Below are 15,577 nucleotides of genomic sequence, written 5' to 3' on the forward strand. Positions count from 1 at the left end.
GCTCCTTAATATTGGATGATGTCCTGCCAGGGGACGTTTTGGTCGCCCAATACAACAAAGTCCGGGTTTTCCAGAGAATGACGCTGGTTATAGCTCAGCGGTTCGAAGTCAGCCGCAAAAATGGCTCCGCCTGCTTCTGAAACAATGCATTGCGAAGCGCCGGTATCCCACTCGCCGGTCACGCCGATGCGCATAAAGGCATCTGCTTTTCCTTCAGCTATAAAGCATGCTTTTAACGAACAGCTGCCCAGTGGCAGTGTCTGATACACCCGTTTTGCACACATTTTACCGATCACACGTTCGCGTGGCTGGCGTCTGCTAATTGCCAGAATCACCACGCTGTTATGCGGGTCGTCCAGCTTGCGCACACTAATTGGGCCGGAAGATTCAGGTGACTCTTTAAATGCACCATGCCCCTTAATGGCATAATAGAGACTTTGCCCTGGCGGCCAGAAAATCACCCCTATCTTAGGTTGATTGTTTTCAATCAGCGCGATATTAACGGCAAAGTCGCCACTGCGTGCGATAAATTCCTGGGTGCCGTCAATGGGGTCGATTAACCAGTAGCGGTCCCATTGACTTCGTTCTTCAAGGCTGGCGTGTTTGGTTTCTTCCGACAGGATCGGGATATCAGGCGTATTGAGCTTGAGGTGCTGACAAATGATTTCGTTGGCTTTGTAATCGGCGCTGGTCACGGGTGACTCATCGGCTTTCTGATAACTCTCAAAATCGCCTTCGTCGTACAGAGTCATAATGGCTTCACCGGCGGCGATAGCGGCTTCTTTGGCTATATTTAACAGCGCTTCATCGGTGTGTTCAGGCATAGTCGGGGTGCTCCTTTAACCACTTTTGAGCAAGGAAAAGCGCCGCGACGCAGCGGGCTTCAATAAAGTCGTCGCGGGCGAGTAATTCATCGGCACGGTCGATAGGCCAGCGCACCACTTCCAGTGGTTCAGGCTCATCGCCGGGTAATTGTTGGGGATACAGATCATGAGCAATTACGATGGTCATTTGCGCGTTAAAAAACGTCGGTGCCATATTTACTTTATGCACTTCCTGCAGGTCATGAGCACCAAATCCGGCTTCTTCCTTTAATTCGCGGTTGGCTGCTTCCAGTGCGGTTTCGCCCTGGTCAATGAGCCCCTTGGGGAATCCCAGTTCATACGAGTGGGTGCCTGCGGCATATTCTCTGACTAACAGGAAATGTCCATCCTGGACGGCGACGATCATTACTGCGCCACGGCTGTAACCTGCCATTCTCTCAAACTGGCGGGTTGCGCCATTGGAAAACTCCAGGTCTACTCGTTCAACGCGAAAAAAGCGGCTCTCGGCTACGATTTTGCGTTCATGGATCCGCGGTAACGTTTTGTCCTTTTCAATATTGCTCATGTTGTTCAGGTCAGTCTTTCGTTATCATAGTGTCAGTCTTAAGATTAACGTATTTAAAGGAAAAGCGCTTGCCATTTCTGCCTTGGAAAGAAATCAAAACGGTTCTGCTGGATATGGACGGTACGCTGCTGGATTTGCATTTCGATAATCACTTCTGGCTGGAGCATTTGCCGCAAAAACTGGCCGAGAAAACCGGCCAGTCACTGGCAGTGTGTCGGGCCGATATGCTGGCTCACTACGAACGCGTAAGCGGCAAAATCGAATGGTACTGTCTGGACTACTGGGCAAAGTATCTGGATATGGACATAGTGGCTGCCAAACGCGATATCGAGCATCTTATTGCCATGCGTGATGACACCCTCCCGTTTCTGGATGCGCTGCACGAAAGCGGGCGCGAAGTGGTGCTGGTGACCAATGCACACCCGGGGAGTTTGTCGCTGAAAGTCGAACATACTCAGCTCGACGCGCACATTGATACGCTGATATCTACCCATGAGTTCGGGGTAACGAAGGAATCCCAGGACCTGTGGCGAGCATTGCAGCAGCGTTTGGGGTTTGATCCGGCTACAACGCTATTTGTGGACGACAGCCTGACGATTCTTGAAGCGGCTAAAACATTTGGCATTAAACACTTACTCGCTGTTAGTAACCCCGATAGCAAGCAACCGGCAAGAGAGATAACCACGTTTCCTGCCGTGACTGACTATCGCGATATTCTCGACGATATTCGCAATAATCCGCCAACAAATTAACAGGAGTCAGGGAATGAAACTGATTGTAGGCTCAAAGAACCCGGTAAAAGTGAACGCAGCACAGATTGCGATGAATCAGGTGCTGGGTAACATTGGTGAACAGGATGTGTTGGGCATGCATGCCCCGAGTCTGGTGGCTGAACAGCCCATGACGGAAGCAGAAACCCGCTTAGGTGCGGTCAACCGGGTAAAAGCGTGTATGCAGGCTGAAAAGGCTGACTGGTATATTGCCATAGAAGGTGGCGTGGATAACTTTGAGGATGGCCCGGCAACGTTTGCCTATGTGGCGATTTGCAATGGTGAACAGTGGTCTGTCGGCCGCAGTGCAAATTTGCCTCTGCCAAACAGTGTCTACCAGGCGTTGGTTAATGGCGAAGAGTTGGGACCGGTCATGGACCGCACGTTCAATACCGTAAACGTAAAACAAAAAGGTGGGGCAATTGGCCTGCTCACCAATAATCTGGCCACCCGGCAAAGCGTGTATGAACTGGCTGTGATTTTAGCAATGTCGCCGTTTAATCATACGACCCTGTTTTCAAAATAACCGTCACTGGCCAGCTCAGCCCGGCCAGTGTCGCTATCATAGCTTACGAACAGACAACGAGACCCTCACCAACAGGGACTAATGTAAAGGAATTACCATGCAGGAACACAACACTAACAACGTTGCTGATGCCCCCTCTCAACCCGAGCAGAAGAAACGCGGTTTTTGGTTATCGACATTTCTTATTCTGATGTTTATCGCCAACCCGCTCACTGCATTTATGTATTTTTCGGCGCCGGACCTCATCGTTTCGACCCAACCGAAGGCAACAATCGGGATTGTCTATGCCCTTGGCGTAATGAGTGTCATTAATTTTGCCATTGCCGTAGGGATCTGGAGCTGGAAAAAGTACGCGGTGTACGGCATGTACGCCTCTGTCGCCATTGCATTTGTGATTAATATTTACCTGGGTATTGGCATTGTTGGTGCGTTATTTGGTTTACTTGGTGGTTTACTTATCTTTCTGACAACCCGCAACCGCTGGCAGTGGTTTAGCTGATACGCCATATCTCATTCAGGCCTCAGTTGAGGGCCTGAATGAGTAGACAGTATTAGCGAATGTCGTAGTGGATATAGCCCTGGCTGTCTGGCTGACCAAAAAACTGGGCAGCGTCGTGAACTTCCTGAGGAAGTGACGGGTCCGGCTTAAATTTCGATGTTGCGGTAAATGTGGAAAAGTCGGTGGCAGCCTGAGCGTCCAGCGTTAATCCAAATGCGTTGGGCTCTGCCACGGAAATAATATATTGCTTATTGTCGCAGCGTAAGGTCGCAGAAAAATTACCCAGTTCAATAGGCCCTTGCGTGCCTGCTACTGACGCGTTCAGCCAATCGCCATAGGCCATCATCTGCGAGCAGATACCCGCCTCCAGCGTCAGGGATTCAACATTGACGCGAAACCGGCCACCGGCATCGACTGGCAGCGGCAATTGCACTTCTGCCAGTACAAGGTCAACCGGTAAATACAACAGAAAGTCGCTGGCGGTGAGATTCCCTTCAGACAATAAATCGACCTCCAGAGGCCCTTTAAACGCAATGGCATTGGCTGATCGCATATTGCCTGCGTCTAAATCTACCGACAAGGTGCCCATGAACAGCGGTAAGGCAGACAACGTCCAGTTGACCTGTTGAATGGGCATGTTGTTCACTACTACGCGATCGATGTGACCCTGCCAGAGGGTACCAGACACCTTGCCGAGTTTTACCGTATTCGGCAAAGGCAGGCGGTATGCCACTTGCGCTGCAGGTAAATACGCTACTAATAATACGAGATACAGGAAAAGGGCGGCGTGGATCCATCGCCAATACTGTTTTATCATTTACTCAGCACCAATCGTCTGACTTTAATCATGCCCGAGGCGTCGGCTTCGGTAACATCCAGTTGGTCAATTTGTACACCGCGAGATTCGAGGTGATCAAGCCAGGCTAACAAGTCGTTAAATACCGCCTCATCAATCCACACCTGCAGGTTGTCGTTTTGCGGTTGCATACGCGAAATCACCAGCGAAAACTGATTGCTGGAAGACGTTACGGCTTGCTGTAATGAGCCGTTGAAAGTGCGGTTGCCAGACTGGCTGCGACGTAAAATAGCGGCGCGTGCTGACTGCTCTTCTACCCAGCTGAGTAGTTTTTGGTTATTACTCAGTTGTTTGGTTTGCTGGTCGATGCCCTGGTTTAACGGCGCCCAAATCCCCCAGTAGAACAGGCCGATCAGTACAACGATTGCCGATAGTAGTACCAGTCGCTGTTCGCGCTCGGTCAGGGCCGCGTATTTCTGCTTTAAAAACTCCATTACGCCCCCTTAATTGCCATGGTACCGATGACTTTGTCATCGCGGTTATTAATGGCGCCTTCTTCCACACTAAAGCCTGCCGCTTCCGCACCGCGTTTGAATGCTTGCAGCGCATTAAAGTCCTTGCCTTCCGCTTGCATGCGAATTTCGGTGCGATTGGCATCAAAGCGAATGGTTTGTGGCGTGACCTGAGAGCTGGCAAAGGCGTTGTTGAGTTGTGCCAGCATGACCAGCAGTGAGCTGCCACTGCCGCCTTGTTCTAATTCACGCATTTCACGTTCTATACGTGTTCGCGCGTTTCGATAGGTGCCGAGATCCGGAAAGCCCTGCTTAATGACAGCATCGATTTGGGCAGAAAGCTCGTCGTTTTGCTGTTCTAACTGCTGCAAATGCAGTACTTTTTCGCCAATCGTTAGCACCAGTACCAACCCCAGTAAAATTGCGGGTGTACGCCAGAACTGCCAGACCTGATTGTGTTGCTTTTTAACTTTGTATTGACCCTGCAACAGGTTAAACGACGCAGACAATGCGGCTTTTGCCAGCTTACCCGCTGGCGGCAATCCGGAGTCGTCAGCCTCTACCGTAATATTGGGTACAGCGTGTAAATCCATGTCTGAAAGCGCGGTTACGGTAACGCCTTCCGGTATTTGCTTGGCCTGAAAGGCCAGTACGCTGGTCATAAAGTCGGTTTCGCCCTGCATGCCCTGCCAGCTTCCCTGACGCACAATGAGTTGTTCGCCCAGTGCAATGGCCGACCAATGCTGGTCGTCAGGTTGCGGCAATGCCAGCGTGTCAGGCAGCATAGTGTCGCAGCTAAATCCTGCGTCTTCTATCCATTGGCGCCACTGAGCTACAGCCTCGTGGCTCACAATAGCTACCGCTTGCTGATTACCGGTCTTCGGACCAAATGCGAAGAACAGCTCACTGATATCGTCAGCCAGCTCATCTTCCAGCATAAACGGAATGGCATTCAGGATTTTGCGATTGGCTTTGGGTGGCAGGTCTACCTGACACAAACGCACGTCTGCGCCGGGTACCAGTACCAGCGCTTTACGCAGCCGGGTACGTTCGGTGAGGCTGGCCAGTGCGCTGGCGTCAGGCAGTTCGCCACTGGCGATTACATCCTGGTCCTGCGTTGACCAAACAACCCAGTGAACCGGATCGGACATAGTGGTGCCAAGTCTGACAACTAACTGTTCCATTATTTCAAGACTCCAAATTCGCGCCGTAACACATTCACGTCACCTGCTGAGGTGGCATTAAACACCGAGCTCATGGCAAAAGTTGCCTCATTGTAACGGCTCTTGGTATGTAAAATAAAATACTCTGTGGTTACGGCGAACCATTCTGTTTGGGTAGTGGTTAATTGCAGGGCGGTAATATCGGGCTCTGCTAGAAAATCGTTTACGTCATCCCAGCCATCCTGGGGCCTGGCGCTAATGACGCTGTTTGCCTGTTCGGTGCTCAAGCCGGTTAAGGCTGCTAACAGGGGAGCGTGGTCTTCCGACAGGGTATTCACGTTAATCGACATCAGGTTGCTGCTCGGGATGACACAAACCATGGGCAGTAAACTGTCCAGCCACTGAGGCTCAACCCCGTTGATTAGACGCAGCTCTGACTGACTTGCCAGCATGCTGTTTGCGGCCAGGTAAGGAAACTCCCGCGACGCGTATTCGCTTTCTTCTGCACCATATACCCGCATTTGGTCGTCGGCATCAATCCAGTCTCCCAGTGAATCGCGAATGGTATCGACGGTGTAACTGTCGATGTCTTCATTAACTAGTTTGATCAACCGGGCAAAGGCAGTCAGGGCTTCTGACGGTTCGGTGGCTGAGACATTTTGTTGGTTGGCGTCTGGCAGGGCGTTCAGATTAAAACAGCTCTGCATGTCTTCCAATCTTGCGCTGATTCCACCGTTGTCCATGGGGTACTCGAATTCTTCTGCCCATGGCTGGTTTAAATGAATCTTGTCGCCGGTTTCCTGCATTAACGTGCCGATTGATTTGCGGGCAAATTCCTCGGCGCTAACGGCGTACCAATACGCCTGATTGTTGTCTTTAATATTGATCGCGCGTTGCACCTGCAGTTGAAGTCGGGCGCCCATTTCTGTGGCGATGATGGCAACTAAAGCCACAATCATAAGCACGATCAAAAGTGCGGCGCCTTGTTGGCGACGTGGGTTAACCATTGCTGGCTACTCCGCCAATGGCAAAGGTGCGAATAAATTCACCGCCTTTTTTGGTGGTTACCGTTACCCGGATGCCATCGGGTAGCCGTTCACCGGTAAAGCTGTCGTGCCAGCCGTCATTTCTACCGTCTTTCTCGCCGGTATTAAATTCCAGCTGAAAGTCAGTCACGTCGCTGAGTACAACCCGGACTTTAGGCTCATAACCCAGAACGTTATCAACATAGACGGTATTGAGACGTTCAATATTGCCGTTCTTCAGGCGATAAGCCACGCCTTGCAGGGTGCTGCGGGGCAACATGAGTTTGGGGTTGTGCCAGCCGCCACGCACAAAAGCCATGCCGTCGGCATCGCTATCGTCCAGCTCGCCGCCGCGAAAGACGGTTTTATTCTCTTCGCCTTCTACGCGAACCGGCCGGTCGACGACCTGTAATACGTCGCGTTCAAGGGTAAGCATAAAGCGCTGCAGTTGTTGTAGTTCTGCAAACTTTTCAGTGGAAGCCTCGTCACTGTCGATCACGGTAGTCAGCAACGCCGTGGAAGCCAGGCCGATCATGGTGAAAATGGCCATCGCAATCAATATTTCAATCAGGGTAAAGCCACGCGCCGTCATTGGGTAACCTCGCTTGGCTTGGTAAGGTAAGCCACCACGGTAGTAATATTATCTGCGCGGCTCTCTTTTAAGCTCACACTGATTTCAACGGCTTTAAAGTCACTGTCATTGGTGGCTTTTACCACCTGAGTCCAGTACCAGGTGCGGCCGGCCATATCCTGCTGGCCTTTTTGATTGTTCTTCAATGGCCAGGGGCGTTCCATCAGGATCTCGTTCAGACGATTATTTGCCACCCAGGTTGCAACGGCGACTTCTTCAATCTGACCCACGCCATTTAAGTGTTCGGATGCGGCCTTCATTATGGCAGTGCCGGTTACTGCGAAAATGAATAATGCCACCATGACTTCAAGCAGGGTCAAGCCAGACTGGCGCACAAGCGGCTTCACGGTAACTGCTCCAACGGGCCAACGACCTCTAGTGGTGGCATATCGTGATTGTTCAGCAGAAAGTAAGCGGGTAAGTCGTTGCTGAAATCCGGCTCAAAATAGAAGGTCAGGCTAAAAGGGGTAATTTCTCCGCTCGACAGAATCAGAATTTGCGGCGGAGGTGGTGGCGGCGCTTCTTCGCCAATGTTCAATTCTTTGTCGTTAACACTCAGTGTGGCATCGAACAACTCGCGGTCGAACAGGCTGTCATCGGTTTGCCAGGGTAAATCGTCCAGCGCCAGGGTGAAATAAAAAGGCTCGCTGAGCGTGACAGGTTCATATACCTTGTTGCCCTCTATGGGCAGCCAGTTGTCCTCTTCATCCAACTGCATAAAGGTGTAACTGCGCGCTTCGGTGTCAAAGTAGATGCCGAGTTGCTGCTGGTTCAACACGGCAAAATCGCTGGCCATATCAATGACCACCTGTAATCGACGTACTTCGCGTTCAAGTTGTTCTGACGGGTCGCTGCCAAAGGCGTTAAATACCACATAACCGGCGGTTAAGCCCATCAACAGCAGGACCAGCATTACCTCAAGCAGGGTAAAGCCGCCCTGAGCGCGTGGCAAACTGTATAAAGCAGAAACGGAGCTACGCACGCGCATGGAGGTAAATTCGGTTAGTTCAGGTATTCGTTAATATTCCAGTTACCAATGTCGTCATCGGTGCCTGGCTCGCCATCCGGGCCGTTTGAGAAAATATCAATTGTGCCCATTTCTCCCGGGCTGATTAACGCATAAGGATTGCCCCATGGATCATCAGGTAAACGTTTGATGAAGCCGGCTTCCGGGTAATTACGTGGGATAGGATCAATCGTCGGGGCTGTCACCAGCGCGTCAAGACCTTGTTCTGTAGTCGGGAAGCGGTTGTTCTTCAGTTTGTACATTTCAAGCGCACTTTCCAGTTGCTGAATATCGACAGCGGCCTTTTTAAGCTGCGCTTCTTCCTGGTTACCCAGAATTTGTGGTGCGACCATAGAAGCCAGAATACCGATGATCAGCAGTACCACCATGATTTCAATTAAGCTGAAACCCGATTGTCTGTTTAAGTTTTTCATTACACGTTCACCATATTATTAAGCGCAAGTATCGGTTGAATAATTGCCATGACTATAAATAACACCACTGCTGCCATCGATACGATCAGCACAGGCTCGAAGACTTTTAATGAGACACCAATGAGTGCTTCAAATTCCCTGTCCTGATTGTCGGCCGAGCGGCTTAACATTTGTTGTAGCTCACCTGAGCGTTCACCCGATGCAATCATGTGCATCATCATGGGCGGGAAAATTTTGGTGTTGTCGAGTGCCGCGCGCAGGCTGCTACCCTCTTTTACATTGACCGCAGCTTCGCTAATTCGTTCTTTAATATATACATTTTGCAGTACATCAGTAGATATCCTCATGGACTCAAGCAATGGCACGGCACTGGCCGTTAAAATACTCAGTGTGCGTGCAAAACGGGCCGTGTTTAAGCCTCGGGCCACTTTGCCTACCAAAGGTAATTTAAGCATAAAACGGTGATAACGCAGTTTAATTGCGGGCTGCTGAACCAGTCGCTGAAACAGCACAATTAACAGCATTATGGCCACTAACAAATACAGGCCGTATTGCTGCATCCATTCACTCACGCTAATCAACACAGTGGTAATGGTGGGCAGGTCCTGACCCATGTGGTCAAACTGACCGACAATTTTCGGCACCACCACGGTAAGCAGTACGACTACAATCATCATGGCAAAAAACATCATAATGGCCGGGTAAATCAGCGCCTGTATAATCTGGCTTCGGGTTTGCTGGCGGCGCTCGGTGTAGTCGGCTAAACGGTTGAGTACGGTGTCGAGGTGCCCTGACTTTTCGCCCGCCGCCACCATGGCGCGAAAGAGGTCATCAAATACGCTGGGGAATTCCGCCAGTGCGTCGGCCAGGGTATGCCCTTCCACGACTTTACTGCGCACTGCCATCATCATGTTTTTCTGGCGGGTCTTTTCGCTTTGCTCCGCCACAGCCAGTAACGCTTCTTCGATGGGCAAAGCCGATTCAATCAGCGTGGCTAACTGACGGGTAAGCAGCGCCAAATCACTGGCAGAAATACGCGGCTTAAACAGCTGAAAGCCGCCACTACTGCTGCCGCTGCTCTTTTCAGCCACTTGTTCAACTTCCATGGGCACCAGACCCTTTTCGCGAAGTTGTTGGCGAATCTGGCGGGCGTTGTCACCTTCCAGTACACCGCTTGTATTCTTGCCTTTGGCATTAATGGCCTTATAAGCAAACGCCGCCATTAGTCCTCCCGGGTCACACGTAACACTTCTTCAAGCGCAGTGTGTCCGCTCAGGACTTTGCGGCAGCCATCTTCGCGAATACTGGGCGTAGATTTTCGCACGTATTTCTCAATGGCCTGTTCGCCCTTCCCTTCGTGCATCATGGTGCGAATGGTTTCATCCACGATCAACAGTTCGTGAATACCCGTTCGGCCACGATAGCCAGTTTGGTTACAGGCGGCGCAGCCTTTAGGCGAATAAATAACACAGGAATGACCGTTCTCCAGTCCTAATATTTCCGCTTCCTGCTCACTCGGTGCATGTGCGGTTTTGCACTCCGGACAGAGGGTTCTTACCAAGCGCTGTGACAACACAGCCAGTAAGCTCGACGACAGTAAGAAGGGTTCAATACCCATGTCTTCCAGACGCGTAATCGCACCAGCTGCGGTATTGGTGTGCAGGGTTGAGAGCACAAGGTGACCGGTTAAACTGGCCTGTACGGCGATTTGCCCGGTTTCGATATCACGGATCTCACCGACCATCACCACGTCGGGGTCCTGACGCAGTATGGCGCGCAGGCCTCGTGCAAACGTCATGTCTACCCGCGGGTTAACCTGGGTTTGTCCAATACCCTGTAAATCGAATTCAATAGGGTCTTCTACGGTTAAAATGTTACGGTCTTTGGAATTGATTTCGGTCAGGCCGGCATACAGGGTAGTACTTTTACCTGAGCCGGTTGGGCCGGTAACCAGAATAATGCCGTGAGGTTTGCGAATGAGTGACGAAAAATGGCCGCGGTTTTGTTCGGTCATGCCCAAATCAGCGAGGTTCAGGCGCGCATTGTTCTTGTCGAGCAAACGCAATACGACCCGCTCGCCGTGGCTCGATGGCATGGTCGATACCCGCACGTCTACCGCACGGCCTGCGATACGCAGCGTAATCCGGCCATCCTGGGGCACGCGCTTTTCGGCAATGTCGAGCTTGGCCATTACCTTAATCCGCGAAACCAACATAGATGACAGTTTACGATTTGGGCGCAGGATTTCGCGCAGCACACCGTCGACGCGGAAGCGCACGATAAGTTGATTTTCAAAGGTCTCGATATGGATATCGGACGCGCCTTCTTTAATCGCTTCGCCCAACATAGCGTTAATGAGTTTGATGATAGGTGCATCATCTTCACTGTCGAGCAGGTCCTCGGTGTCGGGCAGTTCTTCTGCCAGCGAAAACAAGTCACTCTCGTTGCCAAGATCTTCCATTAACTGTTTGGCAGCAGAGGAGTCGCGCTGATAAGCCTGGGTTAGCAACGGCTCAAACTGTTCCTGGGCCAGTTCTTTCAATACCAGCGGCGCGGCATAGTAGCGGCGTACTTCGGCGAATACCTCCAGTGGCGTTTCACTGGTGTGATAAAGCAACGCCGGCTCCTGATTAATTTCCAGCAGGACTTTATGGCGCTTGGCAAAGCCAAACGGCAACTGACGTTCGGTCTGGATAACCTGTTCGTCGTCGGGTTGCTCAGGCTGCCCGGCAGTTTGCGTGTCGAGTAGCTCGCTCATTAGTTGCCGTCCTGTTCAGCCTGTGCCTTTTTCTCTTCTTCGCGACGCTTCAGGTACTCTTCATAGGAAGGCGGTAGCGCCAGGCTTTCATCCCAGTCTGGCAATACCGGTGTATCGGTTTGCGGCATCAGGGTTACACCCTGAGACTGGCGCTGAAGCTGTTCTGCGCGAATAAAGTTATATTTCTGCTTGCTGATCTCGTTCATGGTCACGCCGTCACGTACGATCTTAGGACGCAGGAATACCATGAGGTTGCGTTTGCGTTTACTCGACGTGGTGGACTTGAACAAGTGACCTAAAATCGGAATGTCGCCCAGCAGAGGCACTTTTGACACACTTTCCTGTACGTCTTCATCAATCAGACCGCCCAGCACAATGGTGCCACCATCGTCCACAATAACCGTGGTTTTGATTTGGCGTTTGTTGATGGAGATATCGACAGCCGTGGCACCCGATACGCTGGATACTTCCTGTTCGATAGTCAGCTGTACCGCGTTACCTTCGTTGATTTGCGGTGTAACCTGTAACTTGATACCGACTTCCTGACGATCTACCGTCTGGAATGGATTAGAGTTGTTAGCGCCTGTGGTAGTACCGGTAATAATCGGCACTTCCTGACCCACAATGAAGAACGCTTCTTCGTTATCCATGGTGGTTAGGTGTGGGGTTGCCAAAACGTTGGAATTGGTGTCGTTGCTTACGGCCTGTACCACCGCGCCCCATCCATTCTGGATCACGCCGGCAATTAATCCGTTAGCACCGCCAAGTAGTGATGCCAGAGAGGTAAAGTCACCTTCTGTAACATCAGTCGTGGTGACTACTTCACCATTGGCAGTAACGTAGGTTGAGTTTGTTGTCTGGTCTTCGGCTTGTCTTAATGCAACCGCCAAAGAACCTACTGGGATCACGCCGTTGTTAAACTGGGTACCGCCACCTTCTTCCGAAACCAATTGTACACCCAGTGACGTACCGTCACCTTCGTACATTTCTACAATAATAGCTTCAACCTGTACCTGAGCACGACGCACGTCCAACTGACGAATTACCGCTTCCAGTGAGCGCATCATATCCGGCTCGGCGGTTATAACCAGTGCATTTGAATCCTCGTGGGCGTCAATGCTGACATCACGATTCCCACCCGCAGAACGTCGGGCATTGTTACCCGTGCCTTTCTCTTCGGCCTGAATACTGTCACTGACACCCTGGAGCACTTTAACCAAATCATCGGCTTTGGCGTAGTTTAAGAAGATAACCCGGGTATTACCGTTGGTTTCCAGCTCCTGGTCCATGCGCTGGATCAGATTAATCAGACGCTGACGGGCTTTGGCGTCACCACTGACAATTACGCTGTTGGTGCGGTCATCGGCCACGACGCGAGGCTCAGACTTGGTACCCGTATTTTGCTTGCCCTGGGACTTGTTGATGCTTTCTACAATGCGCACCATTTCTGAGGCTGAAGCGAATTGCAGTTTGATGATATCGACTTCTTCGTCACCGGCGCGGTCAACCCGCTCAATGATTTCAACCAAGCGGTTTACTACCGCTGCACGGCCGGTCAGCATCATTACGTTTGAAGGGTCGTGACTGACTACGTTACCGCCACCGGCCTGGTCATTCAGCTGACGCAGAATAGGCGCAAGCTCTCGCACGGGCACGTTATATACCGGAATAACGCGGGTAATCATTTCGTCACCGTCCAGTGTGGCGTCCTCAACAACCGGAATATTTGAAGTTTTGGCGTCTTTAGAGCGCACGACTTTTAAAATACCGTTTGGCATTTCCACAACGGCAAAGTCATAAACCTGCAATACGTTCAGGAAAAACTGGTAATACTGCTCTTCGTTCAGCATGTCATAGCTGATCACGCTGATTTTGCCGCGAACGTTAGGATCAACAATGATGGTTTTCTGCAAGTTTTTACCGACTATGGTAATAAACTCGTTGATGTCGGTATCCTGAAATTTGGGCATACGTTCGATGGCCGCGGCTTGCACACACATAACGGTTGCACATACCGCAATACTAATCCGGGTCAACCAGGTTCGACCAACTTGCCTCATAGTTTGTATCCTGTTCACTGTTGCGTTCATTACTGCTCTGGCATGTCTAAGTACAGTGTAATGTATTCCCCATCCCGGGTTACTGTAAGTTCAATAGACTGCGCATCTCTAAGCTCACCCATGGCATCTCGGGCCTGGGCGGGGTCTGTTAAGTCCAGACCGTTTATTTGAATAACGACATCGTCGTTAATTAACCCTACCGACTCAAACAAGCTGGCGTCTTTGCCCGGTTTTACGCGGTAGCCAATCATCTGGCCGTTTTCCAGTGCGGGTGTCACACTGATGAAATCGGTGAAGCTAGCCGGCTTCTCTCGCAGCGCTTCAGTTGCTGCAACGGCGTCTTCGCTAAGCTCGCGCGCCCGGCGTGCTGGTTGGGCACCTGCTCTGGCCGGTTGGCGATTGGGAGCGGCGTTATTGGCCGCGTTTTGCTTGCTAAAATCGAGTCCGGCCAGCATGAGTGTTTCATGTTGACCGCCATTTTTAATGATGACTCTGTCTATATGGACCTGACTCAGTATGGCATTCGTTCCGTCAATTTTATCGCCAATAGCGTAAGTGGCTTGTTTTCCGCGGTTTTCTATTACTGCCGTACCGGCTTCTTCATCGGTACTGGCCACTAAACCGGACAACACCAGGTTCAATCGGGTTTCTGGTGCGTCGGTGATGGTTTCCTGAACCGGTGGTGGCGCACTTTTATTTACTTCGCCAAACAAATTCAACTGTTGTATTTGGCCAATATCGACCCCACGTTGAGAGCTGGCGACTGAACCGGTATAACGGGGTGTTGAAGCCGCAGGTGCGTTTGATGACGGCGTGGGAATGAGTTTCCAGGTCATGTCCGCTGCATAGGCGATCAGATAAATACTTAATAATACAAGCACAACCACGCGAATACGTGTTTGATGTGTAGTCAGCAACGCTGGGATATTTTGCAAGCTGGTTTGATTAATTATCATCTGAAAACAACAAATTGGTGGAACATAAGCCGCTATATAACAGTCACATCATAGCCTAGTCTGAGCGGGGGCAACAACCTTAATGCAGACAGGTTAAATAAATATGACAATTTTGTATGTAAAATGCCCATGGTAAACGACAACAACACAGCCTTAAAAGTACGACTGGACAAATGGATCTGGGCGGCGCGTCTTACGAAAACACGTGCTCTGGCTAGAGACCTGATTCAGGCCGGAAAAGTTCACTATAATGGACAAAAGAGTAAGCCGGGTAAAATTGTAGAGTTAGGTGCGCTGATTAAAGTACCTGCCGGCTGGGACGTAAAAGAAGTGGAAGTCACTGGGATTGAAGAGAAGCGTCAGCCAGCGAAACTGGCTGAACTGATGTATCAGGAAACGGCCGATAGCGTGGCTAAACGCGAGCAAAATCAGCTGGCCAGAAAGATGCAGACCTTCCACAGTCCGAAGCCGGAAAACCGCCCCGATAAAAAACAGCGTCGCGAATTAATTAAGTTTAAGCATCAATAGGGCGAATGCCCGGACAGGAATTGAGATGAATCAGTTTGATCAACTACATCGTTATTTATTTGAAAAAGCCAGTGTGCGTGGCGAGTTGGTGCGACTTCAGGACGCACTGAAGCCTATCGTTCACAGCACGGACTACCCCCAGCCAATTCAGCAACTGTTAGCTGAAATGGCTGCAGCCACGAGTTTACTGACCGCTACGTTAAAGTTTGAAGGCGAAGTTGGCTTACAAATTCAGAGTCAGGGCAAAGTGCGCTACGCCGTTATTAATGCAACACACGAGCAGCAGCTGCGCGGCGTGGCACGTTGGGATGAAGAGGCGGATTTGTCTGAAGCCACTTTTAGTGAGTTGGTTGAAAACGCGGTACTGGTGATCACAATTACGCCCGAAGAGGGTGAGCGTTATCAGGGCGTCGTGGCGCTGGACAAAGGATCGCTGGCCGGTTGTCTGGAAGACTACTTCGAGCGCTCAGAACAGTTGGCCACCCGCGTGTTCATTCATACCGACTTTTCTGACAATACACTAG

General features: G+C 50.9%; 19 protein-coding genes. 5 read left to right on the forward strand and 14 right to left on the reverse strand.

Translation table 11 applies throughout. The features are described from left to right. Positions 1-5: 5 nt before the first annotated feature. Positions 6-824 carry a 3'(2'),5'-bisphosphate nucleotidase CysQ gene (gene cysQ / locus AC4MRN_RS00375; RefSeq protein WP_073317990.1) on the reverse strand — a complete coding sequence of 273 codons (819 nt, stop codon included), beginning with the start codon at positions 822-824 and terminating at the stop codon, positions 6-8. Beyond that, positions 817-1,389 (reverse strand): ADP compounds hydrolase NudE, encoded by a 573-nt coding sequence (nudE, locus tag AC4MRN_RS00380; RefSeq protein WP_073317987.1) that lies wholly within the window; start codon positions 1,387-1,389, stop codon positions 817-819. The genes cysQ and nudE overlap by 8 nt, the downstream gene beginning before the upstream one ends. Before the next feature lie 68 nt (positions 1,390-1,457). Between nudE and yrfG the strand changes: the two genes are divergently transcribed. The 3 genes from yrfG (at position 1,458) to AC4MRN_RS00395 (ending at position 3,184) form a co-directional block, all read left to right on the forward strand. Beyond that, a complete protein-coding gene (gene yrfG / locus AC4MRN_RS00385) occupies positions 1,458-2,141 on the forward strand; it encodes a GMP/IMP nucleotidase (RefSeq protein ID WP_073317984.1) in 684 nt (227 codons plus the stop codon). Positions 2,142-2,154: 13 nt separating this feature from the next. Beyond that, entirely contained in the window at positions 2,155-2,685 is a 531-nt protein-coding gene (gene yjjX, locus AC4MRN_RS00390; RefSeq protein ID WP_073317981.1) for an inosine/xanthosine triphosphatase, read from the forward strand. A gap of 97 nt (positions 2,686-2,782) precedes the next feature. After that, positions 2,783-3,184: a hypothetical protein gene (locus AC4MRN_RS00395; protein ID WP_073317978.1), complete on the forward strand. Its 402-nt coding sequence runs from the start codon at positions 2,783-2,785 to the stop codon at positions 3,182-3,184. A 52-nt stretch (positions 3,185-3,236) separates the two neighbouring features. Here the strand turns inward: AC4MRN_RS00395 and AC4MRN_RS00400 are convergent, their stop codons facing one another. The 12 genes from AC4MRN_RS00400 to gspC all read right to left on the reverse strand — a co-directional run bounded on the left by AC4MRN_RS00400 (position 3,237) and on the right by gspC (position 14,525). Then, positions 3,237-4,001 carry a type II secretion system protein N gene (locus AC4MRN_RS00400; protein ID WP_491202173.1) on the reverse strand — a complete coding sequence of 255 codons (765 nt, stop codon included), beginning with the start codon at positions 3,999-4,001 and terminating at the stop codon, positions 3,237-3,239. Next, on the reverse strand, positions 3,998-4,474 hold the full coding sequence (locus tag AC4MRN_RS00405) for a type II secretion system protein M (RefSeq protein WP_073317972.1): 477 nt from the start codon (positions 4,472-4,474) through the stop codon (positions 3,998-4,000). The genes AC4MRN_RS00400 and AC4MRN_RS00405 overlap by 4 nt, the downstream gene beginning before the upstream one ends. Next, entirely contained in the window at positions 4,474-5,676 is a 1,203-nt protein-coding gene (gene gspL / locus AC4MRN_RS00410) for a type II secretion system protein GspL (RefSeq protein ID WP_073317969.1), read from the reverse strand. Before gspL ends, AC4MRN_RS00405 begins: the two co-directional genes overlap by 1 nt. After that, positions 5,676-6,662 carry a type II secretion system minor pseudopilin GspK gene (gene gspK / locus AC4MRN_RS00415; RefSeq protein WP_491202174.1) on the reverse strand — a complete coding sequence of 329 codons (987 nt, stop codon included), beginning with the start codon at positions 6,660-6,662 and terminating at the stop codon, positions 5,676-5,678. Before gspK ends, gspL begins: the two co-directional genes overlap by 1 nt. Then, a complete protein-coding gene (gene gspJ / locus AC4MRN_RS00420) occupies positions 6,655-7,272 on the reverse strand; it encodes a type II secretion system minor pseudopilin GspJ (RefSeq protein ID WP_475074059.1) in 618 nt (205 codons plus the stop codon). The genes gspK and gspJ overlap by 8 nt, the downstream gene beginning before the upstream one ends. Then, positions 7,269-7,658, reverse strand: coding sequence for a type II secretion system minor pseudopilin GspI (gene gspI, locus AC4MRN_RS00425; RefSeq protein ID WP_491202175.1), 390 nt, complete (start codon positions 7,656-7,658; stop codon positions 7,269-7,271). Before gspI ends, gspJ begins: the two co-directional genes overlap by 4 nt. Continuing rightward, on the reverse strand, positions 7,655-8,299 hold the full coding sequence (gene gspH / locus AC4MRN_RS00430) for a type II secretion system minor pseudopilin GspH (RefSeq protein WP_491202176.1): 645 nt from the start codon (positions 8,297-8,299) through the stop codon (positions 7,655-7,657). Before gspH ends, gspI begins: the two co-directional genes overlap by 4 nt. A gap of 14 nt (positions 8,300-8,313) precedes the next feature. Continuing rightward, positions 8,314-8,751: a type II secretion system major pseudopilin GspG gene (gene gspG, locus AC4MRN_RS00435; protein ID WP_073317953.1), complete on the reverse strand. Its 438-nt coding sequence runs from the start codon at positions 8,749-8,751 to the stop codon at positions 8,314-8,316. Next, on the reverse strand, positions 8,751-9,974 hold the full coding sequence (gspF, locus tag AC4MRN_RS00440) for a type II secretion system inner membrane protein GspF (protein ID WP_370241800.1): 1,224 nt from the start codon (positions 9,972-9,974) through the stop codon (positions 8,751-8,753). Before gspF ends, gspG begins: the two co-directional genes overlap by 1 nt. Further along, the gene (gene gspE, locus AC4MRN_RS00445; protein WP_488800064.1) at positions 9,974-11,509 is read right to left on the reverse strand and encodes a type II secretion system ATPase GspE; all 1,536 of its coding nucleotides are present in this window, start codon (positions 11,507-11,509) and stop codon (positions 9,974-9,976) included. The genes gspF and gspE overlap by 1 nt, the downstream gene beginning before the upstream one ends. Beyond that, the gene (gspD, locus tag AC4MRN_RS00450; RefSeq protein WP_490402031.1) at positions 11,509-13,509 is read right to left on the reverse strand and encodes a type II secretion system secretin GspD; all 2,001 of its coding nucleotides are present in this window, start codon (positions 13,507-13,509) and stop codon (positions 11,509-11,511) included. Before gspD ends, gspE begins: the two co-directional genes overlap by 1 nt. 89 nt (positions 13,510-13,598) lie before the next feature. Next, on the reverse strand, positions 13,599-14,525 hold the full coding sequence (gspC, locus tag AC4MRN_RS00455; protein WP_491202177.1) for a type II secretion system protein GspC: 927 nt from the start codon (positions 14,523-14,525) through the stop codon (positions 13,599-13,601). A gap of 123 nt (positions 14,526-14,648) precedes the next feature. On the opposite strand from gspC, the gene hslR reads away from it, so the two are divergent. Together hslR and AC4MRN_RS00465 are read left to right on the forward strand one after the other, a co-directional pair. Further along, positions 14,649-15,053 (forward strand): ribosome-associated heat shock protein Hsp15, encoded by a 405-nt coding sequence (gene hslR / locus AC4MRN_RS00460; protein ID WP_370241804.1) that lies wholly within the window; start codon positions 14,649-14,651, stop codon positions 15,051-15,053. A gap of 25 nt (positions 15,054-15,078) precedes the next feature. Next, on the forward strand, positions 15,079-15,577 hold a 499-nt coding region (locus tag AC4MRN_RS00465; RefSeq protein ID WP_491202178.1), incomplete at its 3' end, for an Hsp33 family molecular chaperone HslO.

The organism is Marisediminitalea sp. (assembly GCF_984433645.1).